23 protein-coding genes are annotated in these 22,968 nt (G+C 63.3%); 11 read left to right on the top strand and 12 right to left on the bottom strand.

The window, feature by feature from the left end; genetic code table 11:
- Positions 1-40 precede the first annotated feature (40 nt).
- Together C2L65_RS11090 and C2L65_RS11085 are read right to left on the bottom strand one after the other, a co-directional pair.
- Positions 41-946 (bottom strand): DMT family transporter, encoded by a 906-nt coding sequence (locus C2L65_RS11090; protein WP_042310315.1) that lies wholly within the window; start codon positions 944-946, stop codon positions 41-43.
- A 25-nt stretch (positions 947-971) separates the two neighbouring features.
- Positions 972-1,652, bottom strand: coding sequence for a VOC family protein (locus C2L65_RS11085; protein ID WP_042310313.1), 681 nt, complete (start codon positions 1,650-1,652; stop codon positions 972-974).
- Positions 1,653-2,044: 392 nt separating this feature from the next.
- Between C2L65_RS11085 and C2L65_RS11080 the strand changes: the two genes are divergently transcribed.
- Together C2L65_RS11080 and htpG are read left to right on the top strand one after the other, a co-directional pair.
- Entirely contained in the window at positions 2,045-3,505 is a 1,461-nt protein-coding gene (locus C2L65_RS11080) for an aminotransferase-like domain-containing protein (protein ID WP_042310311.1), read from the top strand.
- Positions 3,506-3,651: 146 nt separating this feature from the next.
- Positions 3,652-5,544 carry a molecular chaperone HtpG gene (gene htpG, locus C2L65_RS11075; RefSeq protein ID WP_042310308.1) on the top strand — a complete coding sequence of 631 codons (1,893 nt, stop codon included), beginning with the start codon at positions 3,652-3,654 and terminating at the stop codon, positions 5,542-5,544.
- Between the two features lie 88 nt (positions 5,545-5,632).
- Here htpG and C2L65_RS11070 read toward each other — a convergent pair whose 3' ends face one another.
- Positions 5,633-5,899: a hypothetical protein gene (locus tag C2L65_RS11070; protein WP_042310306.1), complete on the bottom strand. Its 267-nt coding sequence runs from the start codon at positions 5,897-5,899 to the stop codon at positions 5,633-5,635.
- A gap of 196 nt (positions 5,900-6,095) precedes the next feature.
- On the opposite strand from C2L65_RS11070, the gene C2L65_RS11065 reads away from it, so the two are divergent.
- The 6 genes from C2L65_RS11065 (at position 6,096) to C2L65_RS11040 (ending at position 11,645) form a co-directional block, all read left to right on the top strand.
- Positions 6,096-6,773, top strand: coding sequence for a chorismate--pyruvate lyase family protein (locus tag C2L65_RS11065; RefSeq protein WP_042310303.1), 678 nt, complete (start codon positions 6,096-6,098; stop codon positions 6,771-6,773).
- Positions 6,773-7,246, top strand: a complete 474-nt coding sequence (locus C2L65_RS11060; RefSeq protein WP_042310302.1) for a DNA-deoxyinosine glycosylase — start codon at positions 6,773-6,775, stop codon at positions 7,244-7,246. Before C2L65_RS11065 ends, C2L65_RS11060 begins: the two co-directional genes overlap by 1 nt.
- Complete coding sequence (locus C2L65_RS11055; RefSeq protein WP_042310299.1) at positions 7,243-8,160, top strand: class I SAM-dependent methyltransferase; 918 nt, start codon at positions 7,243-7,245, stop codon at positions 8,158-8,160. Before C2L65_RS11060 ends, C2L65_RS11055 begins: the two co-directional genes overlap by 4 nt.
- A gap of 330 nt (positions 8,161-8,490) precedes the next feature.
- Positions 8,491-8,718: a DUF3311 domain-containing protein gene (locus C2L65_RS11050; protein WP_042310297.1), complete on the top strand. Its 228-nt coding sequence runs from the start codon at positions 8,491-8,493 to the stop codon at positions 8,716-8,718.
- Complete coding sequence (gene mctP / locus C2L65_RS11045; protein WP_042310295.1) at positions 8,715-10,265, top strand: monocarboxylate uptake permease MctP; 1,551 nt, start codon at positions 8,715-8,717, stop codon at positions 10,263-10,265. Before C2L65_RS11050 ends, mctP begins: the two co-directional genes overlap by 4 nt.
- 180 nt (positions 10,266-10,445) lie before the next feature.
- Positions 10,446-11,645, top strand: a complete 1,200-nt coding sequence (locus tag C2L65_RS11040) for an FUSC family protein (RefSeq protein ID WP_042310293.1) — start codon at positions 10,446-10,448, stop codon at positions 11,643-11,645.
- Positions 11,646-11,649: 4 nt separating this feature from the next.
- Here the strand turns inward: C2L65_RS11040 and C2L65_RS11035 are convergent, their stop codons facing one another.
- The 5 genes from C2L65_RS11035 to C2L65_RS11015 all read right to left on the bottom strand — a co-directional run bounded on the left by C2L65_RS11035 (position 11,650) and on the right by C2L65_RS11015 (position 17,027).
- Positions 11,650-12,090 carry a VOC family protein gene (locus C2L65_RS11035; protein WP_042310291.1) on the bottom strand — a complete coding sequence of 147 codons (441 nt, stop codon included), beginning with the start codon at positions 12,088-12,090 and terminating at the stop codon, positions 11,650-11,652.
- A 293-nt stretch (positions 12,091-12,383) separates the two neighbouring features.
- Positions 12,384-13,337 (bottom strand): transaldolase, encoded by a 954-nt coding sequence (tal, locus tag C2L65_RS11030; protein ID WP_042310290.1) that lies wholly within the window; start codon positions 13,335-13,337, stop codon positions 12,384-12,386.
- Between the two features lie 292 nt (positions 13,338-13,629).
- The gene (locus tag C2L65_RS11025) at positions 13,630-14,841 is read right to left on the bottom strand and encodes a benzoate/H(+) symporter BenE family transporter (protein WP_042310288.1); all 1,212 of its coding nucleotides are present in this window, start codon (positions 14,839-14,841) and stop codon (positions 13,630-13,632) included.
- A gap of 124 nt (positions 14,842-14,965) precedes the next feature.
- Positions 14,966-16,141: a vWA domain-containing protein gene (locus tag C2L65_RS11020; RefSeq protein ID WP_042310286.1), complete on the bottom strand. Its 1,176-nt coding sequence runs from the start codon at positions 16,139-16,141 to the stop codon at positions 14,966-14,968.
- A gap of 43 nt (positions 16,142-16,184) precedes the next feature.
- Positions 16,185-17,027: an AAA family ATPase gene (locus C2L65_RS11015; RefSeq protein WP_042310284.1), complete on the bottom strand. Its 843-nt coding sequence runs from the start codon at positions 17,025-17,027 to the stop codon at positions 16,185-16,187.
- Between the two features lie 374 nt (positions 17,028-17,401).
- Here C2L65_RS11015 and C2L65_RS11010 point away from each other — a divergent pair, with 374 nt between their 5' ends.
- Both C2L65_RS11010 and C2L65_RS11005 read left to right on the top strand, forming a co-directional pair.
- Complete coding sequence (locus C2L65_RS11010; protein WP_007583383.1) at positions 17,402-17,782, top strand: c-type cytochrome; 381 nt, start codon at positions 17,402-17,404, stop codon at positions 17,780-17,782.
- A 111-nt stretch (positions 17,783-17,893) separates the two neighbouring features.
- On the top strand, positions 17,894-18,277 hold the full coding sequence (locus C2L65_RS11005) for a c-type cytochrome (protein WP_042310283.1): 384 nt from the start codon (positions 17,894-17,896) through the stop codon (positions 18,275-18,277).
- Positions 18,278-18,380: 103 nt separating this feature from the next.
- Here the strand turns inward: C2L65_RS11005 and C2L65_RS11000 are convergent, their stop codons facing one another.
- The 3 genes from C2L65_RS11000 to rsxB form a co-directional block, all read right to left on the bottom strand.
- A complete protein-coding gene (locus C2L65_RS11000; RefSeq protein WP_036003650.1) occupies positions 18,381-18,815 on the bottom strand; it encodes a DUF1841 family protein in 435 nt (144 codons plus the stop codon).
- Positions 18,816-18,948: 133 nt separating this feature from the next.
- Positions 18,949-19,593 (bottom strand): endonuclease III, encoded by a 645-nt coding sequence (nth, locus tag C2L65_RS10995; RefSeq protein WP_042310279.1) that lies wholly within the window; start codon positions 19,591-19,593, stop codon positions 18,949-18,951.
- Between the two features lie 9 nt (positions 19,594-19,602).
- Complete coding sequence (gene rsxB, locus C2L65_RS10990; protein WP_042310277.1) at positions 19,603-20,481, bottom strand: electron transport complex subunit RsxB; 879 nt, start codon at positions 20,479-20,481, stop codon at positions 19,603-19,605.
- A gap of 398 nt (positions 20,482-20,879) precedes the next feature.
- On the opposite strand from rsxB, the gene C2L65_RS10985 reads away from it, so the two are divergent.
- Positions 20,880-21,512: a TetR/AcrR family transcriptional regulator gene (locus C2L65_RS10985; RefSeq protein ID WP_007583389.1), complete on the top strand. Its 633-nt coding sequence runs from the start codon at positions 20,880-20,882 to the stop codon at positions 21,510-21,512.
- Positions 21,513-21,633: 121 nt separating this feature from the next.
- Here the strand turns inward: C2L65_RS10985 and C2L65_RS10980 are convergent, their stop codons facing one another.
- Complete coding sequence (locus tag C2L65_RS10980; RefSeq protein WP_007583390.1) at positions 21,634-22,917, bottom strand: polyhydroxyalkanoate depolymerase; 1,284 nt, start codon at positions 22,915-22,917, stop codon at positions 21,634-21,636.
- Positions 22,918-22,968: the final 51 nt, after the last annotated feature.

The following is a 22,968-nucleotide window of genomic DNA, read 5'->3' as shown; positions in this document are numbered from 1 at the left end:
ACAGGTGGTCGGTCAAAAGAAGGATTATCGCGCGAACTCGTCAGGCGGCGCGAACCGGCCGCACGGCCGTATGCACGGTAGCCTTGCGGCCCAGCACGACAGTGGCGATCACGGCCGCCGCGAAAATCCACGTGATGGGCGCGACGGTCTCGCCGAAAAAGAGCGCGGAGAACGCCATCGTGAAGAAGATCTGCAGCAGTTGCACCTGGCCGACGCGCGCCGTCCCGCCCATGGCGAGCCCCGCGTACCACGCGAAAAAGCCGATGAACTGCGAGAACACCGTGACATAGCCGAACGCGAGCCACGTTTTTAGCGCGACGGGGCCGGGATGCGTGACGTGCTGCTCCCAGCCGAGCCACGCGACGGGAGCGAGCAGGAACGGCGCGGACACGACGAGCGCCCAGCAGATAACCTGCCAGCCGCCGATCTGCCGCGCGAGCCGCGCGCCTTCCGCGTAGCCGAGCGCGCCGATGCCGACGGCGACCAGCATCAGCAGATCGCCTGCCTGAAGCGCGCCGCCGCCCGCCTGCAAGGCAAACGCGATGACGATCGCGCTGCCCACGATGGCGCTCGCCCAGAACGCCTTCGACGGACGCTCGTGCGACAGCCACGCCGCATAGATGGCGACGCACAGCGGTTGCAAACCATTGACGACGGCACCGTGCGAAGCCGGCACGGTCTTCATCGCCCACGCGGAGAACACCGGAAATGCGACGATCACGCCCAGCGACACGACGGCAAGGCTTTTCAGTTGCGGCCACGTCGGCAGCTTTTCTCGGCGGACTGCGAGCAGCACGGCAGCGGGAACAGCAGCGGCGAGCGCGCGGCCAAGGCCATTCAGCAGCGGACTGAATTCGGCGACGACGATGCGGGTCATCGGCAGCGTCAGACTGAAAATCACCACGCCGATCAGGCCGAGCAGCATGCCCTGGGTTTCGCGCTTCATTGCTTCTGTCTCTCTATGTGTGGGGTTACTTGAGCGTACGCAGTCCGCTCGGGGTCTCGATTTCAGCTGCCAACGCGGGCGCGCCGTCCGTGCTTTCCAGCGCGATCAGATGAGCCGCGCCGAGCCATTGCAACTGCTGCGCGACGACCTCGGCCTGCGGATGCCAGCCCTTCAGCGCCTTCAGCGCGAGGCCGGTTTCCGGCAGCAGGTCGGACGGATGGCGCGGCGTGTCCCACTGGATCAGCGACGGCACGACACCGTCGCCCGCGCCTTGCCACGACGGGAATGCGCCGTCATCGGCGATCGTCAGGCTCCAGGCGAAATCGCCACGCGTCATCGGCACGACGGTCGAAATGCGCTCGGGATACTGCTGTTGCCACAGCGCCAGATTTTTCGGCCGATCGACGCGCGCAACCCAGTGCGACAGATACGGACCCTTCGCGAGGCGCTCATGCACGGCGGGATCGTCGAGCGCGAAGAGGCGAGGGCGGGCGTCTGCGGATTGCGCCGCGTCGGGATCGATTGCGATCACTTCCAGGTACGCGCCGCCCCACAGGTTGAGCAGCCGGTTGTGGGTGCGCATCGACGGATGCGCGCCGCCGCCCGACGGCGCAATGCCGAGGGTATCGGCGACATATTGCGTGCCTTCGTCGAGGGTGCGGGCGGAAACAACGAGGTGATCGATGCGTAGCGTTTGTGCGGTCATGGCTGCAAGTGGACGGTCGTTCTGCTGAAGGCCGCTGCGGCAGGCATCTGTCTGTCGCGTGCCGGCGATCAGGCGAATCCGTAAGAATACCGTTTGGCTTGCGGCCGGACCATGCGCAGTGCGGCACGGCCAGTATCAGCGGGCTTTGCGCCGCGTCGGATGGAGCGCGCAAATGGGGCTAAAACGGATCGGAAACGGGTAAAAAACGGGTCGGAAACGCCTGAGCGTCGATTCAAATGTACCGACAGTGACCGGCACAGTAACGGTACAATCGCTTCGATACTATTCGGTACAGTTGTCCGTGCGTCTGATGGACTTCTGTCATCGCAACGGCTATAGCTCGCTGCGCGCCGTTCCCGACGTTGCCCTTGCAGCACCCGCTGGAGTTCGCCATGTCTGTCCCGCTCGACCTGATTCCCGCTCCTCACGACGCTTCGGCGCTGACGCTCGTCGATCAGCTCGTGCAGTGGGCGCGCCGCCGCATCGAGGAGCGCGTGTTCCGCCCCGGCATGCGCATGCCGTCGATCCGCAAGCTGGCGCTCGACAAGGGCGTGTCGCGCTTTACGGTCGTCGAGGCGTATGAGCGGCTGGTCGCGCAGGGTTATCTGGATTCGCGTCGCGGCTCGGGCTTTTACGTGCGCGAGCGGCTGGCGTCCGGCCCGCTGCCCGTCGAGCGCCGCACCGCCACGCCCGACGCGGCGCCCGCGCCAAGCACGATCGACGTCGTCTGGCTGTTGCGCAACATGCTGCACACGTCGACGCGTCCCGAGCGCGGTCCTGGTCTCGGCTACCTGCCCGCGCGCTGGCTCGACGGCGAGCTGATCACGGGCGCGCTGCGCACGCTCGGTAGGCAAAGCGGCGCGCAGATGCTCGGCTTCGGCACGCCGCAAGGCTTCCTACCGCTGCGCCAGCAGTTGCAGACGCGGCTCGAAGAACTGGAGATCGGCGCGTCGCCGGAGCAGATCGTGCTCGTGTCGGGCATCACGCAGGCCATCGACCTGATCGCGCGGCTCTACGTGCAGCCGGGCGATTCGGTGATCGTCGGCGATCCGGCGTGGTTCCAGATGTTCGGGCGCTTTGCGTCGCAGGGCGCGCGCCTGGTCGGCATGCCGTACACGCCGGACGGCCCCGATCTCGACGCGCTGGAAACGCTGGTGCAGACGTGGCGGCCGAAAATGCTCGTGTTGAACTCCGTGCTGCAGAACCCGACGGGCACCTCGCTCACGGCGGCGCAGGCGTTCCGCATCCTGCGGCTCGCGGAGGAGTACGACTTCATCGTCGTCGAAGACGATATCTACGGCGATCTGTGCCCGCCGGGCTTTCCCGCGACGCGCCTCGCGAGCCTCGACCAGTTGAAGCGCGTGATCTATCTGGGCAGCTTCTCGAAGACGCTGGCGGCGAATCTGCGGGTCGGTTTCATCGCTTCGTCGCTGGACGTCGCGAAGGCCGTCACCGACCAGAAGATGCTGGTCGGCATGACGACGCCCGAACTGAACGAGCGCGTGCTCTACAAGATTTTGACGGAAGGGCACTACCGGCGGCACGTCGAGCGGCTGCGCGCGCGGCTCGACAGCGTGCGTGACAAATCCGTGCGGATGCTCGAAAAGACGGGCTTGCGGATGTTTCAGACGCCCGCGGCGGGCATGTTCGTGTGGGCGGATACGGGCGTCGACGCCGACGCGCTGGCGGCCGCCGGCCACGAGGAAGGCTTTTTGCTGACACCGGGAAGCCTGTTCTCGCCGCAGCAGTCGCCGACTACCTGGATGCGCTTCAACGTCGCGAATTGCGGCGACCCGGCGCTGCCCGCATTCCTGTGCCGCTATCTGGACGGCGTCGCGCGGCGGGCTTCCTGAGGGTCGCATGAGGGCCACGTGCAACCTCTTGAATTGGCCGCGCACGCCCCCATTTGACCCGGCAGCGTCTGAAAGCGCGCCGCGCTTGCAGACACATTCAGCTTCGAATCCACGAATCAACCTGCAATAGAAGAGGAAAACTGACCATGGCACAAGAAACCATGAGCTTTCAGGCAGAAGTGAAACAGCTTCTGCACCTGATGATCCATTCGCTGTACAGCAACAAGGAAATCTTCCTGCGCGAACTGATCTCGAACGCATCGGACGCGGCGGACAAGCTGCGCTTCGAAGCGATCGAAAACAACGCGCTGTACGAGAACGATCCGAACCTGCGCATCCGCGTGTCGGTCGACAAGGCCGCGCGCACTATCAGCATCGACGACAACGGCATCGGCATGAGCCGCGACGAAGCGGTCGCGAACCTCGGCACGATCGCGCGCTCGGGCACCAAGGAATTCTTCGGCAAGCTGTCGGGCGACCAGCAGAAGGACGCGGCGCTGATCGGCCAGTTCGGTGTCGGGTTCTATTCGGGTTTCATCGTCGCGGACAAGATCACGGTGGAAACCCGCCGCGCCGGTCTGCCGGCGTCGGAAGGCGTGCGCTGGACGAGCGCGGGCGAGGGCGATTTCTCGGTCGACACGATCGAACGCGCGCCGCGCGGTACGACGATCACACTGCATTTGCGCGCCGACGAAGACGAACTGCTGTCTTCGCACAAGCTCAAGTCGATCATCCAGAAGTACTCGGATCACGTCGCGCTGCCTATCCTGATGCAGAAGGAAGAGTGGGACGCCGAGAAGGGCGAGATGGTCACGAAGGACGAAGACGAGACCGTCAACCAGGCGAGCGCGCTGTGGACGCGCGCGAAGAGCGACATCACCGAAGAGCAGTACAAGCAGTTCTACCAGCATCTGTCGCACGATCATCAAGACCCGCTGACGTGGACGCATAACCGCGTCGAAGGCCGCAGCGAGTACACACAACTGCTGTATGTGCCGGCACACGCGCCGTTCGACATGTGGAACCGCGATCATCGCGGCGGCCTGAAGCTGTATGTGAAGCGCGTGTTCATCATGGACGACGCCGAGCAATTGCTGCCCGCGTATCTGCGTTTCGTGAAGGGCGTGGTCGATTCGGCCGATCTGCCGCTGAACGTGTCGCGCGAACTGCTGCAGGAAAGCCGCGACGTGAAGGCGATCCGCGAAGGCGTGACCAAGCGCGCGCTGTCGATGCTCGAAGAACTGGCGAACTCGGAAGAAGCCGCCGAAAAGGAAAAGTACACGGGGTTCTGGAAGGAGTTTGGCCAGGTGCTGAAGGAAGGCATCGGCGAGGACTTCTCGAACAAGGAGCGCATTGCGAAGCTCGCGCGTTTCGCGTCGACGCATAACGACTCGTCCGAGCAGACGGTGGCGCTGGCGGATTACGTCGCGCGCATGAAGCCCGAGCAGTCGAAGATCTACTACGTCACGGCCGATACGTATCAGGCCGCGAAGAACAGCCCGCACCTCGAAGTGTTCCGCAAGAAGGGCGTCGAAGTGCTGCTGCTGACGGATCGCGTCGACGAATGGATGCTGTCGTTCCTCAATGAGTTCGACGGCAAGCCGCTGCAAAGCGTCGCGCGTGGCGACCTCGATCTGGGCCAGTTGAACGATGAGGAAAAGCAGGCGCAGGAGAAGGTCGGCGAAGAATTGAAGCCGCTCGTCGAGCGCATGAAGGAAGCGCTCAAGGACAAGGCGAAGGACGTGCGTCTGACGTTCCGCCTGACGGATTCGCCGTCTTGCCTCGTGGCTGATGAGGGCGATATGAGCGGCTATCTGCAGCGCATGCTGAAGGCGGCAGGGCAGAATGCGCCGGCGTTTCATCCGATTCTTGAAGTGAATCCGGAGCATGCGCTGGTCAAGAACCTGAGCACCGATAACGCGAACTTCGATGACTGGTGTCATCTGTTGTTCGATCAGGCGCTGCTGGCGGAAGGCGGTTCGCTGGAAGATCCGGCGAGTTTTGTGAAGCGGACGAATGCGTTGTTGTTGGCGCGTTAATAGACGTGGCAGGCTAACCGGCTCGCGATGATAAAAATGCGCTGCTTCGGCAGCGCATTTTTTTGCCTGCGGTTTGCGCCCGACCAGGTCAGCGCTCCATCGAAGCGCGCTCATGCTGACGCACCTGAGCGAGTACCGAACCCGCCAGTTCCTTCGCCTCGGCGCACGCGTGCGGATCGCCGAGCACGTGTCCAGCAACCTTGCCGATCCGGGCGCTCGTATGTTTGCTTGTGTGATGCTGCGCGAGCGCAGAGCCCGCGAGTTCTTTTTCTGTCTCCAATACGTTCGCGCGTTTCAACACGATAGCGGCGAGATGCGCAATGCGATCCGATGTGGCTTTGTCGTGAGCGGTCATACGAACCTCCGTAGTGCAAGTGGGTTGAGTGAGCGATTGCCATCGACGGGATGGATCGACTCGCCCTTATCTTCAACGGCGGCTTTTCTCATGGGTAGCAGACCGTTCTGAACTGCGTGCCGGATTTGTCTGCGCGTGAGTAAGGAGATTTCTAGCTGAAAGGAGCGGATGCGTCGCGCATCCTATAATGCGGCCCATGCCTATCCGTTTCGATGCTGCCGACGCGCATTGGCGCGTCGCGCCCCTTCCAGTGTTCTCGCCTGATCAAAAAGACTGGCTCACACGTGGCGGTTCGCTGACGGCGCACTTGCGCACGCTCGGCGCCGTCACGGTGCGCGTGACACGCGAGGCCGTCGATTTGCCCTTCGACGACGAAACCACCGCGCTCGCCATCGCGCCGCGCACGCCCGTGTGGGTGCGTGAGGTGGTGTTATCGGTCGATGGAAAGCCGTTCGTCGCCGCGCACAGCATCGTGCCGCTCGCGGCGAGCACGGGCGTGTGGCAGGCGATGCGCCGTCTGCGCACGCGTCCGCTTGCGGAACTGTTGTATAGCGACAGCAGTGTGTCGCGTTCGTCGCTGGTCAGCCGACGCTTGACGGCGCGGCATCCGCTGCATCGTCTTGCTTTGCGAGAAATGGATAACGCGCGTATCCACGCGTTGCTCGCGCGACGTTCCGTATTCGAGCGCTACGGCGAGCCGTTGATGGTCACCGAAGTCATGCTGCCCGCGCTGTGGACGCGTCTCGCGATGCGCGATCACAAGCACGCGGCGGCGCAACCGGTGCCGCGCGATCACGGACAGGCGCTCGATCACACGGCTTCGCGCGCTGATGTCAACGCAAAACGTGCCGGCAAGCAGGGCGAGGTGCGCTGATGCTGCGCGGCTTTCCACCCGTCGTCGCCGAGTGTACGCATACGCTGATTCTCGGCAGCTTTCCCGGCGAGGCGTCGCTGGTGGCGACACAGTATTACGCGCATCCGCGTAACCAGTTCTGGCGTTTGCTCGGCGCGGTGATCGGCGAACCGCTGCACGAACTCGATTACCCGACGCGTCTCGAGCGCGTGTTGAAGCATGGCATCGGTGTATGGGACGTGCTGGCCGCATGCACGCGCGAAGGCAGTCTCGATGTGGCAATCCGCAACGCGACGCCAAACGACTTCGCTTCGTTTCGCGAGTACGCGCCGAAGCTGAAGAAGGTCTGCTTCAATGGCAAGACGGCGGGGCGCTTTGCGCCTGTGATCGCGGAGGCGGGCTACGAGACGCTGGTCCTCCCGTCCTCCAGCCCCGCCAATGCTATGCTCTCGTTCGACCAAAAATTGCGCCTGTGGCGCGAGATCCTCACATGACGAAACTGATCAAGCGTGCTTCGGCCGAGGCGCGTGCTTTCCGCAACAATCAATCCGCTGCGCCTAAGCAACGCATTTCGCGTGCAAAAACCCGCGCGTCGCGCGACGAAGACGATTTCAGCGACGTCGCGAAAGCGTCGGTGATCGAAACCCCGCGCAAGCCGCGCTTCGCGCCCGTCACGTTCTCGGAAGAGGGCGGCGTGCGCTATCTGCACTTCGGCACGGAATGGGTGCAAGGCGCGATGCGCCTGTCGAAGCCCGATCACATCGAACTCGAATACGCGCAGCAGATGATGGCCTGGCTGCTGTTCCTCGAAACGCCGAATCGTATCGTGCAGCTCGGCCTCGGCACCGGCTCGCTGACAAAGTTCGCGCACCGCTACCTGAAGCGCGCGCAGGTTGAAGCCGTCGAATTGAACCCCGCCGTCGTGATCGCCGCGCGCACGATGTTCAGCCTGCCCGCCGACGACGCGCGCCTCACCGTGCGCGAAACCGACGCATGGGAATTCGTCAACGACCGCGCGAACCACGACACGATCGGCGCATTGCAGATCGATCTGTACGACGCGACTGCGCGTGGCCCCGTGCTCGACAGCGTCGCTTTCTATCGCGCCGCGCGCGCGTGTCTCACGCAAGCGGGCGTCGTCACCGTCAACCTGTTCGGCGATCATCCGAGCTTCGTGCGCAATATGAAGCGCCTGAACGAAGCCTTCGATGGACGCGTGATCGCGCTGCCCGAAGTACACGATGGCAACCGCATCGCGATCGCATTCTCGGGCCCGGCAATCGACGTGCCGTTCGCGCAGTTGCAGGAGCGCGCGAAGCTGATCGAGGCAAAGCTCGCATTGCCCGCACGCAAGTGGGTCAAGGGCCTGCAGGAATCGACGGGCCAGAACGACACGTTCGCGATCTGACAATCCCCGCGCGGGTGCCACGCCAGTGCGTGCGCTCGCGCAACCGCCGTACCTCGCCCGGCACGGCGGCCTCGACATTCATTCAGCCGGCATCACGCCGCGCGTCTCAACGAAGCAGCGGAGATGTCTGCTTTCGTATCCGATCTCACACTCTGCGACGTTTCGTGTATTGACAACACCGTTGCGTTTAGGGTCACCCCTGCTTGACCGGTCGTTCGCCACTCCGATACTCTTTCGGGGCTTTCGGGGCGCCCAGTCTGTTATCCGCAGCCGGGTCCATCTGCCCGCCAGACGCGGGACACAATTCAATAAAAGGTAAGAGGAGACGTCATGGCTCACGACGCCGACGCCAACAAGGCCAGCAAGCACTGGCTGTGGCTGTTGCTGTTACCCTGGATCGCGATGATCTGGGTGCCGTCATACAACAAGATCGAACCCGTGCTATTCGACTTCCCGTTCTTCTACTGGTATCAGCTCCTGTGGGTGCTGATCAGCGCGGTGATTACGGCCGTCGTGTACTTCAAAACGAAAAATCGCTCGAAGGGAGGTGCTCGATGAACGCCACCGCAACCTTCGTCTTCGTTCTGTTCTTCATCGGCGTCACGATTCTCGGCTTCATCGCCGCGCATTGGCGTAAAGGCGATCTCGCGCATCTGGAAGAGTGGGGCCTCGGCGGCCGGCGCTTCGGCACGGTCGTCACGTGGTTCCTGCTGGGCGGCGACCTGTACACCGCCTACACGTTCATCGCCGTCCCCGCACTCGTGTTCGGCGCAGGCGCAACGGGTTTCTTCGCGCTGCCTTATACGATCCTGATCTATCCGTTCGCGTTCGTCGTGTTCCCAAAGCTGTGGAGCATCTCGAAGCGTCAAGGCTACGTGACCTCCGCCGACTTCGTCAGCGCGCGCTACGGCAGCCGCATGCTCGCGCTTGCCGTCGCCGTGACGGGCATCGTCGCGACGATGCCGTACATCGCGCTGCAACTGGTCGGCATCGAAGTGGTGATCGGCGCGCTCGGCTTCGATACGAAGGGCTTCGTCGGCGATCTGCCGCTGATCATCGCCTTCGCGATCCTCGCTGCGTACACGTACACGTCGGGTCTGCGCGCGCCGGCCATGATCGCCGTCGTCAAGGACGTGCTGATCTACATCACGATCGCTGCGGCAATCATCGTGATTCCGCCGCAACTGGGCGGCTTCGCGCATATCTTCAGCGCCGTGCCGCCTGCCAAGCTGCTGCTCAAGGCACCGGACGTGTCGAGCCTGAACGGTTATAGCGCGTACGCGACATTGGCGATGGGATCGGCGCTCGCGCTGTTCCTGTACCCGCACTCGATCACGGCCGTTCTGTCGTCGTCGTCGGGCAACACGATCCGCCGCAACATGGCGATGCTGCCCGCGTACTCGCTGGTGCTCGGTCTGCTCGCGCTGCTCGGCTTCATGGCACTCGCTGCGGGCGTGAAGGACATGCCGGAGTTCGCGCCGTACTTCAAGGCCTTCGGCCCGAACTTCGCGGTGCCCGCGCTGTTCCTGCACTTCTTCCCGTCGTGGTTCGTCGGCGTCGCGTTCGCGGCGATCGGCATCGGCGCGCTGGTGCCCGCCGCGATCATGTCGATTGCGGCCGCGAACCTGTACACGCGCAACATCCACAAGGAGTTCGTGAACCGCAACATGACGCACGAGCAGGAGACCAACATCGCCAAGCTCGTGTCGCTGATCGTGAAGGTCGGCGCCGTCGCGTTCATTCTGGGTCTGCCGCTGACGTATGCGATTCAGCTGCAACTGCTCGGCGGCATCTGGATCATCCAGACGCTGCCCGCCATCGTGCTCGGTCTCTACACGCGCGTGCTCGACTATCGCGGACTGCTGCTCGGCTGGGCGGTCGGCATCGCCGTCGGCACGTGGATGGCGATTTCGCTGAAGCTCGCGGGCTCGATCTACACGATCCATATCGGCGGCCTCGCGATTCCGGGTTATGCGGCTGTGTGGTCGTTGATCGTCAATCTGGTGGTGTCGGTCGTCGCCAGCCTCGTGGTGCGCGGAATCGGCATGAAGCACGCCGAAGACCGCACGCGTCCGGAAGACTATCTGGACGTACACGAAGCCTGATCTTGCGTCGGTTGATTGCCTGACAGGAAAGCCCGCAGCGAATGCTGCGGGCTTTTTTTCTGGCGCGGCGCGCGGGATCTGTGGACGCGAACGGCCGGATGCCAGTGCGGTCCTGGGCCGACATCGTTTATGCTCGTGTGGTCGCTGTCTTTGCCGCGCAACCCCAACCTGGGATGACCGATGGCTCTCGCCGACCCGCAACCGAAGCCGCCTGGCAAGCCGGTCACCGGCACGCCGCCGGGAACGAACGACGCCGTCGCCGCGCGTCTTGCGCCTCGCCGCACGCGCATCGGCCGGCTCGTGCGCGCGGTCACGTCGCCTTATTACCGTTATCGCCACGCCAAGTTCTTCCACAGCCTGCGCGTCGGCCTCGCGATGCTCGTGTCGATCCTCGCGACGACGGGCATCGATATTCCGCACGGCATCTGGTCGTCGGTGACACTGCTGGTGGTGATCGGCGGCTTGCAGCATCACGGCAACATCCGCAAGAAAGCGGCGGAGCGCGCGGCGGGCACGCTGCTCGGCGCGACGCTCGGGCTTGCGCTGATCCTGCAGCAGAACCTGTTCGATTCGCTGACGCTTACCTACGTGCTGATGTCGGTGATTGCCGCCGTGTGCGCGTGGTTTGCGATCGGCAGCGCGGGTTACGTCGCGCTGCTGACGGCGATCACGATGTGCATCGTCGCGGGACACGGCGACAACATGATCGAAACGGGGCTCTGGCGCACGCTGAACGTGCTGATCGGCATTGCGATCGCGCTGGCGTTTTCGTTTGCGCTGCCGTTGCACGCGACGTACTCATGGCGCTATCTGCTCGCCGACAATCTGCGCGAATGCGCGCGCATCTACACGCGGATGACGACGGGCGTACCCGTCGGCAGCGACGAGCAGGTTGCCACGTTCATTCGCATGGGCAAGCGGCTGGTGCAGTTGCGATCGCTGATGCCGTCGGTGGCCAAGGAAATCGATCTGCCCATTGCGAAGCTAGATGAGATCCAGCGCTTGCATCGTTCGATGCTGAGCGCGCTCGAAATGCTGTCGACGGGCACGCTCGCGCATCCGGATCGGCGCGACGCGTTCGCGCAGCGCTGCGGCGAAGAGGCGAACGCGGTACGCCTGACGCTGCTCGCCGCCGCGCGCGCGTTGCGCTTCGCGGGCGCGACGCAGTTCCGGATGCCGGACGCGGCGACATCATCGACGCCGGAAGCGAAGCAGGGCGCCCAGATACCGTGCGAAGAAATGGCCCCTGATTTACAGGGGCCGTACTGGCTCGCGCAGCGCTTCGCCGAGCAGGTGGAACGCTTGCGCGCGCTGCTCGCGGCGAGCGAGACGAACTGGAACATCGAACGCGGCGCGACCGATGCGCCCGCGCGTCAATGACGAATCAGCTTGCGTGCTTGTCGCCTTCGTGCGGGTTGGTGACCATCCACATCACGCCGAACTTGTCGACGACCATGCCGAAGCCCGTACTCCAGAAAGTCGCCTGCCACGACATCACGACATTGCCACCTTCGCAAATCGCGTTGAAGGTCTTTTCGCCTTGCGAAGGATCGTCGACGGTGATCGACAGGCCATAGCCCGTGTGCGTGCCGGAGCCGGGCGTGTCGTCGCAGTTGCCGTCCGACGCCATCAGTTCCGTCGCGCCGATCTTGACCGACGCATGCATGATCTTGTCTTCGGTGCCGGGGCGGATGGGTTGCTGCGGGTTCGGCGGCGCGTCCCGGAAACGCATCTGGAACAGCACTTGTGCGCCGAGCTTCTCGCCGTAGAACTTCAGCGCTTCTTCACAACGGCCATTGAAAAACAGATAGGGCTGGACTTGCATCGTTGTCTCCTGTCAATGGAATTGAGACGTCGTTTCGCGCGAACGCGCAGTGACGGAGTGCGACTGAACGCACGCGTGCCAACGATTGTAGTCGCCGCTGCAGCGTCGAATGTGAAACTGTGTTGACCGAAGTAAAAGCTGCCGAAGCGCAGACAGTACGCTGACACATTGGGAAAAGAATGCGCACGAAGCGGTAGAGAAAAGCGGCGCAAAACGGGCGACAAACAAAAAAGCGCGCGGGGCCTTGCGGGCCCCGCGCGCCTTGCTTGCGCGGTGAATCAGGCGAGGCGGTCTTAACGCAGACCTTCGATCACCTTCTCGAGCTTGACGGCATCCGCAGCAAATACGCGAATGCCTTCGGAGAGCTTCTCGGTGGCCATTGCCTCGTCGTTGACGAGGAAGCGGAATGACGCTTCGTCCGTCGGCACGCGGGCAATGTCGGCGTCTTTGGACGCTTCCGGCACCAGCTTGCGCTCGACCTTGTCGGTGCTGTCCTGCAGCTTTTGCAGCAGATCGGGGCTGATGGTCAGCAGATCGCAGCCGGCCAGTTCGAGAATCTGGCTCGTGGTGCGGAAGCTCGCGCCCATCACTTCCGTCTTGTAGCCGAACTTCTTGTAGTACGCGTAGATGCGGCGCACCGATTGCACGCCCGGATCGTTCGCGCCGCCGTCGCGCGCTTCGTCCCAGTTGCTGCCGGCGTTCTTCTTGTACCAGTCGTAGATGCGGCCGACGAACGGCGAAATCAGTTGCGCGCCCGCTTCCGCGGCGGCGACAGCCTGCGCCAGCGAGAACAGCAGCGTCATGTTGCAGCGGATGCCGTCCTTCTGCAGCACTTCGGCGGCGCGGATGCCTTCCCACGTCGAAGCAAGCTTGATCAGCACGCGCTCGCGGCCGATACCCTTCGCCTCGTACATCTTGATGAGTTCATGTCCTTTCTCGATCGACGCCTTCGTGTCGAACGACAAACGGGCGTCGACTTCCGTCGATACGCGGCCCGGCACGATCTTGAGGATTTCGGTGCCGAAGGCGATCAGCAGGTTGTCGATGATCGTGCTGACGGGCTTCGACGCATGATCGCGCACGGTCTTTTCGAGCAGCGGCTTGTACTCGTCCTTCTGCACGGCCTTCAGGACCAGCGACGGGTTCGTCGTCGCGTCCTGCGGCTTGTATTGCGCGAGTTGCTGGAAGTCGCCGGTGTCCGCGACGACCGTGGTGTATTGCTTGAGTTGATCGAGTGCAGTTGTCATGTCGAGCCTTCGCTTCGAGGCGCACGCGCGCCATGGTCCAGGAAATGATGACGCGGCGCGAGGCCGCCATGCACCTCGCTTTGCCGTCGCTTTGCCACGTGAGCGGCCGCGCAGGCGCGTCATCTGCGATGTCCACGTCTGAAACCGGGGATGTTACCGTGGAACGCCGCCCGCTACTTCTATTCTATGGCGGATCGGATGATGCTGGTTTGACAGGGGCACCCTCCGTCCGTTCGCGCCATGTCGCCAGGCGCTTTCCGCCTTTCGCTTTCCCGCTTACTTGTCGCTTTCGTCAGCCGCGCCGTGCGTTCAGTACGCCATGCGTCACCAGTCCCGCGACGAGTCCCCAGAACGCGGAACCGATCGACAGCAACGTCAGGCCGGACGCCGTCACCATGAACGTGACGAGCGCGGCTTCGCGCTGCCGTGCGTCCTGCATCGCGTTAGTGAGGCCGCTCATGATCGAGCCGAACAGCGCGAGCGCCGCCACCGACACCACCAGCGCCTTCGGCAGCGAGCCGAACAGCGCGGCGATCGTCGCGCCGAAAATGCCCGCGATCAGATAGAACACGCCGCACCAGACGGCCGCCATATAGCGTTTGTTCCTGTCTTCGTGCGCTTCGCGCCCGGTGCAGATGGCGGCCGTGATCGCCGCGAGGTTCACGCCGTGCGAGCCGAACGGCGCGAGCAGCAGCGAAGCCGCCCCCGTCGTCGCGATCAGCGGCGCGGACGGCGTCTGGTAGCCGTCCGCGCGCAGCACGGCGATGCCCGGCACGTTTTGCGACGCCATCGCCACGACGAACAGAGGAATGCCGATGCTGATCACCGCCGACAGCGAAAACGCGGGCAGCGTCAGCACAGGTACGGCGAAGGCCACATGAAAGCGGCTGAAATCGAGCAGCCCGAGCGCGCCTGCAACGGCCGTGCCGACGACGAGCGTCGCCGGAATCGCATAGCGCGGCGCAAAACGCTTGATGACGAGGTAGGTGAAGAACATTGCCAGCACGAGCGCAGTCTGGAATTGCGCAGCGCGGAAAATCTCGATGCCGATCTCGAACAGGATGCCTGCCAGCAGCGCCGCCGCGATGCCAGCCGGAATCCGCTTCATCAGCGTGTCGAACCAGCCGGTGAGGCCGATCAGCGTCAGCAGCAGCGCGCACACGACGAACGCGCCAATCGCCTCCGGATAGGCGACGTGCGGCAGCGACGAAACGAGCAGCGCCGCCCCGGGCGTCGACCACGCGACCACGATGGGCGCGCGAAACCGCAGCGACAGGCCGATCGTGCAGAGCGCCATGCCCATCGACAGCGCCCAGATCCAGGAGGAGATCTGTGCGTCCGTCAGATGCGCGGCGCGGCCCGCCTGGAACATCAGCACGAGCGAACTGGTGTAGCCCGTCATCATCGCGACGAAACCCGCGACGAGCGCGGACAGGGACGTATCGGCGAATGGCCGCAGCGGCGTGCGCGCGGCGGGGGAGAGGTCGGGGGAAGAAGAGGTCATCCTGCGTGTCTCTGTGTAGCGTCGTTGGTGTAGTGAGTGCTGGCCGGGCAGCGCGCGCAATGCCGCTGCGGCCGCGGCGTCGTTGCGCTTCGGCTCGTCCGGCAGATGGGCAAAACCCGGGATCTTACTTGCTTAGCGTGCGCATCGCCGTTTCGAGGCCGGCGAGCGTGAGCGGATACATCCGGTGGCCGAGTACTTCACGTATAACCGAAACCGACTGCCGGTATTCCCACAAGCCTTCCGGTTCCGGGTTCAGCCACGCGTGATGCGGGAAATGGTCGGCGAGCCGCCGCAGCCACACGGCGCCCGCTTCGGCGTTGTTGTATTCGACCGAACCGCCCGCCTGGAGGACTTCGTAGGGGCTCATCGTCGCGTCGCCGACGAAGATCAGCTTGTAGTCGGGTGTGAACTTGTGCAGCACGTCCCACGTCGCCATCCGCTCGACATGGCGGCGGCGGTTGTTCTTCCACAGGAAATCGTAGACGCAGTTGTGGAAGTAGTAGAACTCGAGGTGCTTGAACTCGGCTTTCGTGGCCGAGAACAGCTCTTCCGTGCGCTTGATGTGATCGTCCATCGATCCGCCGACGTCGAGCAGCATCAGCACCTTCACGTTGTTGTGCCGCTCGGGGACCATCTTGAGGTCGAGCCAGCCAGCGTTCGCGGCCGTGCTGCGGATCGTGTCGGGCAGATCGAGTTCTTCGGCGGCGCCTTCACGCGCGAAACGCCGGAGGCGGCGCAGCGCGACCTTGATGTTGCGTGTGCCGATTTCGACCTGATCGTCGTAGTCGCGGTAGGCGCGCTGGTCCCACACCTTGGTGGCCGTCCGGCTGCCCGACGATTCGCCGCCGATGCGGATGCCTTCCGGGTTGTAGCCGCCATTGCCGAACGGCGACGTGCCGCCCGTGCCGATCCATTTGTTGCCGCCTTCGTGACGGCCTTTCTGCTCGTCGAGCAGTTCCTTCAGGCGCTCCATCAGCTTGTCGAGGCCGCCCATCTTTTCGATCTGCGCTTTCTCTTCTGGGCTGAGATCGCGTTGCAGCTTCTTTTTCAGCCAGTCGAGCGGCACGTCCAGCGCGAGATCGGCCTTCTGTGCAACGCCGTTGAAATACGCGCCGAACGCCTGATCGAACTTGTCGAAATACTGCTCGTCTTTCACGAGCGTCATGCGCGCGAGGTAGTAGAACTCGTCCAGCGACGGCTGGATCACGCTTTCCTTCAACGCTTCGAGCAGCGTCAGGTATTCCTTCACGGAAACGGGCAGCTTCGCGGCGCGCAGCGTGTAGAAAAAGTCGATCAGCATGCCCTTGTCTCCGATCCGTGTTCGCCTGGCGTCAGTCGCGCAATCAGCGGTTGTTGCGGTTCATGAACACGAGCCGCTCGAACAGGCTCACGTCCTGTTCGTTCTTCAGCAGCGCGCCATGCAGCGGCGGCACGATCTGCTTCTGATCCTTCGAGCGCAGCGCTTCGGGCGGAATGTCTTCGGCGAGCAGCAGCTTGAGCCAGTCGAGCAGTTCGGAGGTGGACGGTTTCTTCTTCAGCCCCGACACGTTGCGCAGCTCGAAGAAGCTTTCCATCGCGGCGCGCAGCAATTCCTGCTTGATGCCCGGATAGTGGACTTCGACGATCTGCTGCATCGTCGACGGATCGGGGAACTTGATGTAGTGGAAGAAGCAGCGGCGCAGGAACGCGTCAGGCAGCTCCTTCTCGTTGTTCGACGTGATGATGACGAGCGGGCGGTGCTTCGCTTTCACCAGTTCGCGCGTCTCGTACACGTAGAACTCCATGCGGTCGAGTTCGCGCAGCAGGTCGTTCGGGAACTCGATGTCGGCCTTGTCGATTTCGTCGATCAGCAGCACCGATTGTTCATCCGACTCGAACGCCTGCCACAGCACGCCCTTGACGATGTAGTTGCGAATGTCTTTCACGCGCTCGTCGCCGAGCTGCGAATCGCGCAGGCGCGATACGGCGTCGTATTCGTACAGACCCTGCTGTGCCTTCGTGGTGGACTTGATGTGCCACTGCAACAGCGGCATGTCGAGGGCCGCTGCGACTTCCTCTGCGAGCATCGTCTTGCCCGTGCCCGGCTCGCCTTTGATCAGCAGGGGCCGCCTGAGCGTCATCGCGGCATTGACCGCGAGCTTGAGGTCGTCGGTGGCGACGTATTGCGATGAGCCTTCGAAACGCATGACAGGACGCTCGTTCGGGAAAAATTCCAGTATAAGTCAGAAGGCCTGTTGTGCTCCGCGGGGCGCGCGTAAGGTGTCAGCCGCGTCGGACGGTATGCGCGGCGCGTGCAAGAGACGGATTTCCGCATGCGGCAATCCGCCGCGCCCGGATGGAAGCCGGTTATGACTGTCCCATTTCGGCATTTCGCGCGACGCCTTGTGGCGCGGCGCTCTGCCGGGGGAGGGGTCGGGTCCTGTCCGGTGGACGCCCGGCGCGGCGTCGCGGTACAATTGGGCCGATTTTTTTGGCCTGCGTGGCAACCCAGACAAGTAAAACGGCGCAGGCCGTAGCCTTTTTGGGCGCCCGTTCCCCCTCAAGCCAGGTTAAAAGAGCTATGAACAAATTCGTTGGCAAACATGTCGTGGTCGCTGCCATGTCGGTGGCCGCGGGTTTTGCGGCAACTTTGGCGGCAACTGCGCAGGCAGCGGATATCGTGGGCGACGCCAAGGCGGGCCAGGGCAAGGTCGCGATGTGTATCGGCTGTCACGGTATTCCCGACTATCGTACGGCTTACCCCGAGGTGTACCGGGTGCCAATGCTGGGCGGCCAGAACCGGACCTACCTCGAAAACGCGTTGCACGCGTACAAGAAGGGCGACCGCCATTTCGACACGATGCATGCAATCGCTGTGACGCTGACCGACCAGGACATCGCCGACATCGCCGCCTATTACTCGGTGCAGACGGCCTCTTCGAAGAATAATCCCGACAAATGAGTGGCGGCGCGCGCCAGCGCGTCATCGGCTCATTCAGTTCGCGGCGCAACCAGTTTGCATGGGACGGCGGTAGGCGCTAAAGCGCAAACGTCCGTCGACACAGGAGAATCCATGAAGAAGCATCCCCACGCACTTCATACGGTGGTCAAGGCTGCATGCGCGACGCTCGCGCTGGCCGGTTTTGTCGTCGCATCGAACGCGCACGCGGCGGATGCCGCCAACGGCAAGGCGCTCTCGGACAGCCATAACTGCGCGGCCTGCCACGGCCCGAATCTGAACAAGCCCGTGACGCCCGAATATCCGAAGCTCGCCGGTCAGCACGCGGATTACGTCTACTGGGCGCTGCGCCAGTATCAGATGGGCACGGGCAACCCGCACCTCGGCCGCAACAACGCGATCATGCAGGCGCAGGTGCAAAGCCTGTCGCCAAGCGACATGAAGGACATCGCCGCGTACATCGAATCGCTTGACGGCGACCTCGTGCAGAAGAAGTAAGCCGCTGCAGGTTCGCTGACGGATCACGACAAACACCCCGCCTTGGCGGGGTGTTTGTTTTCGTGCAACGGGTTTCGACTGGCGCGAAGGTTCGCGCCGTCAGTCAGTCGCGCGACGCGCGGCGCTCGATGCGCTGCAGATAGGCGTCCGTATCGGGCGGCGTGTTGGTGCGCTGCGCTTCCCAGATCGTTTCGCCGAGGCATTCCATGATCGCGTGCTGCGCGTCGTGCGTGGAACCGAGGCGCGCAGCGAGCCGGTCGTGCGCGGCGCGAATGCCGGGCGGCTGATCAATCGACAACTGCTCGCTGATCGCGAGATGCATCGACAGATGCAGGAATGGATTGGTCTGCCCGCGTTCGGGCGAGTAGTCCTGCGCCGAGGCGGCCTCGGCGTCCTTGAGTTCGGCGTGATACTCCGGATGCTCGATGATCCAGTCGGCGGCGATCGCTTCGAGCGGCGTCAGGATTTCACCCGCGCGCTGCTTGCGCCAGGTGTCGGTGAAAAAACGGCGGACTTCGTCGCGGCTGGGATTGAACATCGATGGACTTCGGACGGTGAAAGCGAGTGGGGCGGGCTGTTTGCGCTGTGCGTCGGCTCGGACGTAGCCAGCAGCCGTTCATTTTACGCCGCGACCGCAGCGCGTGCAGACGGATGGCGCAAGCGCCGCGGCGTCACAGATCAGGCGGCGGCGTCTTCGGCTTGAACTCGCACAGCGGCTCGATCACGCAATGCCAGCATTCCGGCCGGCGCGCCTTGCACACATAGCGCCCGTGCAGAATCAGCCAGTGATGCGCATCCTGCAGGAACTCGGCGGGCGTGAATTTTTCCAGCGCCAGTTCGACGGCGCGCACGTCCTTGCCTGGCGCAAGGCCCGTTCGGTTGGCAACCCGAAAGATGTGCGTATCGACGGCGATGGTCGGCTGGCCGAACGCCGTGTTCAGCACGACGTTCGCCGTCTTGCGTCCGACGCCCGGCAGACTTTCGAGTGCTTCCCGCTCGGCGGGCACTTCGCCGCCGTACTGGTCGAGCAGGATGCGGCACGTCGCGATCACGTTCTTCGCTTTCGTGCGATACAGGCCGATCGTCTTGATGTAGTCGGCGACACCTTCCTCGCCGAGGTCGAACACCTTCTGCGGCGTGTTGGCGACGGGAAACATCCGGCGCATCGCCTTGTTCACGGAGACGTCCGTTGCTTGCGCGGACAACATCACGGCGATCAGCAACTCGAACGGTGTCGAGTATTCCAGTTCGGTCGTCGGATGCGGGTTCAGGCTCTGGAGCGTCTCGTAGATCGCACGTCGTTTGGTCGCGTTCATGCGGCTCGGTCAGGACTTTTTAGGTTGATCGACGTCTTGCTTGGGGTTGGATTCGGAACTGTCGCTAGCAATGCCCAGCCGGCGACGGCGTGCCTCGGCTTCGTCGATCTGCGCTTGCGTTTCTGCACTGATATCGGTTGTGTTCCTGGGGCCGAGACCTTGCGCGGCGTTTTCCGCCTTCTTCGCGCGCGCGCGTTCGAGCGCGGCCTGGATGATCGCGCGTTTCTTCGCTTCGGCGTCGGCGACGGGCGCGGCGGCTGCTGCGACTATCGTTTCTGTTGGGGCGGGGCCAACAACGGGCGCAGTCGGGGCCGGCGAACTCGCCGACACCGCCGCCGCGCGTTTGGCTGCCGCGCGCGCCTCGGCCGCTTCGCGCTCCGCAGCGAGGCGCGCGCGGCGACCGTCGTGACGCGTGCGCGCGGCGTCGGCCTGTGGCTGGCTCCACGCATCCCAGCCTGTCTTGTCGCCCGTGACGGGGATCATCTCGATGCAGTCGACGGGGCAGGGCGGCACGCACAGGTCACAGCCCGTGCATAGTGCGGCGACCATCGTGTGCATCTGCTTCGGTGCGCCGACGATTGCATCGACAGGGCAAGCCTGCATGCACAGCGTGCAACCGATACACAGGCTCTCGTCGATGACCGCGACGGGCCGCGCCCGCTCGATGCCATGGTCCAGATTGAGGGGAATCACGGGCTTGCCGAGCAGCTTCGCGAGCCGCGCGACGCCTTCCGCGCCGCCGGGCGGGCACTGGTTGTAGCTGGCCTCGCCCTGCGCGATGGCTAAGGCGTAAGCACGGCAGTCGGGATAGCCGCACTTCGTGCATTGTGTCTGGGGCAGCAGATCTTCGATGAGATCCGCGAGTGTTTTGGTTTCTGTCACGGTCAAGACGTGGGGGACATGCTGTTGCCGTTCACCGGCGCGGCGAATGCGTGTGATCGAATGGATGCGGTATCAACCGCACCGTTTGGTGTGCGCCATTTGGCGTCACCATCGGGTATGCACCGAGACGCATTCGCAGACATGCGCAAACCGCGTGGGGCGCCGGGCCGCGAGGGCAACCGTCAACGTGGCGCAGCAAGGGCGTTCGGCGATCGGTCAAATGCCTATTATCGCCGATTTCCCCAGTTGTTATTACCGAAGCATGTGCCATAATCGAAGCGCTTTTTTGTAAGACCGCAGGAAGGTGTTCCCACCAACCAGCCCCGCGCAGCGCCGCCGTTGCAAGGCCAGGCAATTGGACGGCGAGCGATCCGGATAACGCGGCTCACGAAGCACATGCCACCATGAATCAGCCGAAAATCAAAAGAGATCCTGAAGGCACCCGTCGCCGCATTCTGCTCGCGGCGGCCGAAGAGTTCGCGAATGGTGGGTTGTTCGGCGCACGCGTCGACCAGATCGCCCGCCGCGCGGAGACCAATGAACGCATGCTCTACTACTACTTCGGTAGCAAGGAGCAGCTTTTCACGGCAGTCCTCGAACACGCGTTCAGTGCGCTCACGGAAGCCGAGCGCACGCTCGATCTCGCAGGCGTCGCGCCTGTCGAGGCCGTCACGCGGCTCGCGCATTTCGTGTGGGACTACTATCGCGATCACCCCGAATTGCTGAGACTCGTGAACAACGAGAATCTGCACGAGGCGCGCTATATGCAGAAGTCCACGCGCATTCGCGAAATGATCTCGCCGATCGTTGCCACGTTGGGCTCGATACTCGAGCGTGGCCAGCGCGCCGGCCTGTTTCGCACGAACGTCGATCCGCTGCGCTTCTATGTGACGCTGTCGGGGATGGGCTACTACATCGTGTCGAACCGCTTCACGCTCGAAGCCACGCTTGGCCGCGATTTCAGCGCAGCCGCCGAGCGCAGCGAAGTGATCCAGATGAACACCGAAATCCTGCTTGCGTATCTGATGCGTCGCTAAGCCTGAACGCCTGACGGACAAACGGCCTCGCAAGAGGCCGTTTTTGTATCCGCTGCAATCCGTTCGATGCAGGCGCAACATTTGGCTGCGCCTGCGGCACGCGGCTTGCGCCGATGTGCGCTTACGCTTCGACGCGCTCTTCCGTCTTGCGTGTCGTTGCCTTCGGCGTGTGCTCGAGGATGAAGTCGCGCAACTGCGGATAGATGATGGTGCGCCAGCGACGGCCCGAGAAGATGCCGTAGTGCCCGCACTTTTCCGCCGTGAAATGGCGGCGATCCTTTTCCGGGATGCCCGTACATAGCTCATGCGCGGCGCGCGTCTGGCCGCTGCCGGAGATGTCGTCGAGTTCGCCTTCGATCGTGAAGAGGGCGGTCTTCGTGATGTCCTGCGGGCGTACCAGCTCGCCGTTCACTTCCCACGTGCCTTCCGCGAGGCTGAACTCCTGAAACACGACGCGGATGGTCTGCAGATAGTATTCCGCGGCCATGTCGAGCACCGCGTTGTATTCGTCATAGAAACGGCGGTGCGCTTCCGCATCTTCTTCGTCGCCGCGCAGAAGGCTCTGATAGAAGTCCCAGTGCGAAGCCGCGTGACGTTCCGGATTCATCGCGACAAAGCCCGTGTGCTGCAGAAAACCCGGATACACCTTGCGGCCGAAGCCCGGATAGTTCGGCGGCACGTTGTAAATGACGTTGTTCTCGAACCATTCGGTCGAATGCTGCGTCGCCAGCGAATTGACGGCCGTGGGGCTTTTACGCGCGTCGATCGGGCCGCCCATCATCGTCATCGTGCGCGGCGTGTCTTCGCCGCGGCTCGCCATCAGCGAAATGGCGGCGAGTACGGGAACGGTAGGCTGACACACCGAGATCACGTGCAGATTCTTCGCGCCGATGTGGCGGATGAATTCCTGGATGTACGCGATGTAATCGTCGAGATCGAACGTACCGTCTTCGATCGGCACCATCCGCGCGTCGATCCAGTCCGTGATGTACACCTTGTGATCCTGCAGCAACGTCTTAACGGTGTCGCGCAGCAGCGTGGAATGGTGACCCGACAGCGGTGCGCACACCAGCACGACGGGTTCTTCCTTCAGCTGCGTCACAGCGTCGCTGTCGTCCGAATAGCGCTTGAAGCGCATCAGCCGGCAAAACGGCTTTTCGACGATCGTCTGCTCGACGATGGGAATGTTGTGGCCGTCCTTGACGATCTGGTGCAGGTTGAACTCGGGCTTCTCGTAGTCCTTGCCAAGGCGGTACAGCAGCTCGTAGCCAGCGGACAGGCGTGTGGCGCCCGGCACATAGGCGAGCGGACTGGCCGGATTCGCAAACGATTTCGAGGCAGCCTGAGCCCAGGCGGTGAGCGGGCTCAAAAGGGCCCGCTGGAATTCGTGGATTTGATAGAGCATGGGTGCTCCAGCTATAACGGTTCGCGCAGGGCAGCGTGTCTAAACGCGCAG

Origin of the sequence: Paraburkholderia terrae, assembly GCF_002902925.1 — a bacterium.
GTDB classification, from domain to species: Bacteria; Pseudomonadota; Gammaproteobacteria; order Burkholderiales; family Burkholderiaceae; genus Paraburkholderia; species Paraburkholderia terrae.
The sequence above is the reverse complement of the archived record's forward strand: the minus strand, read 5'-3'. Positions and strand labels throughout refer to the sequence as shown.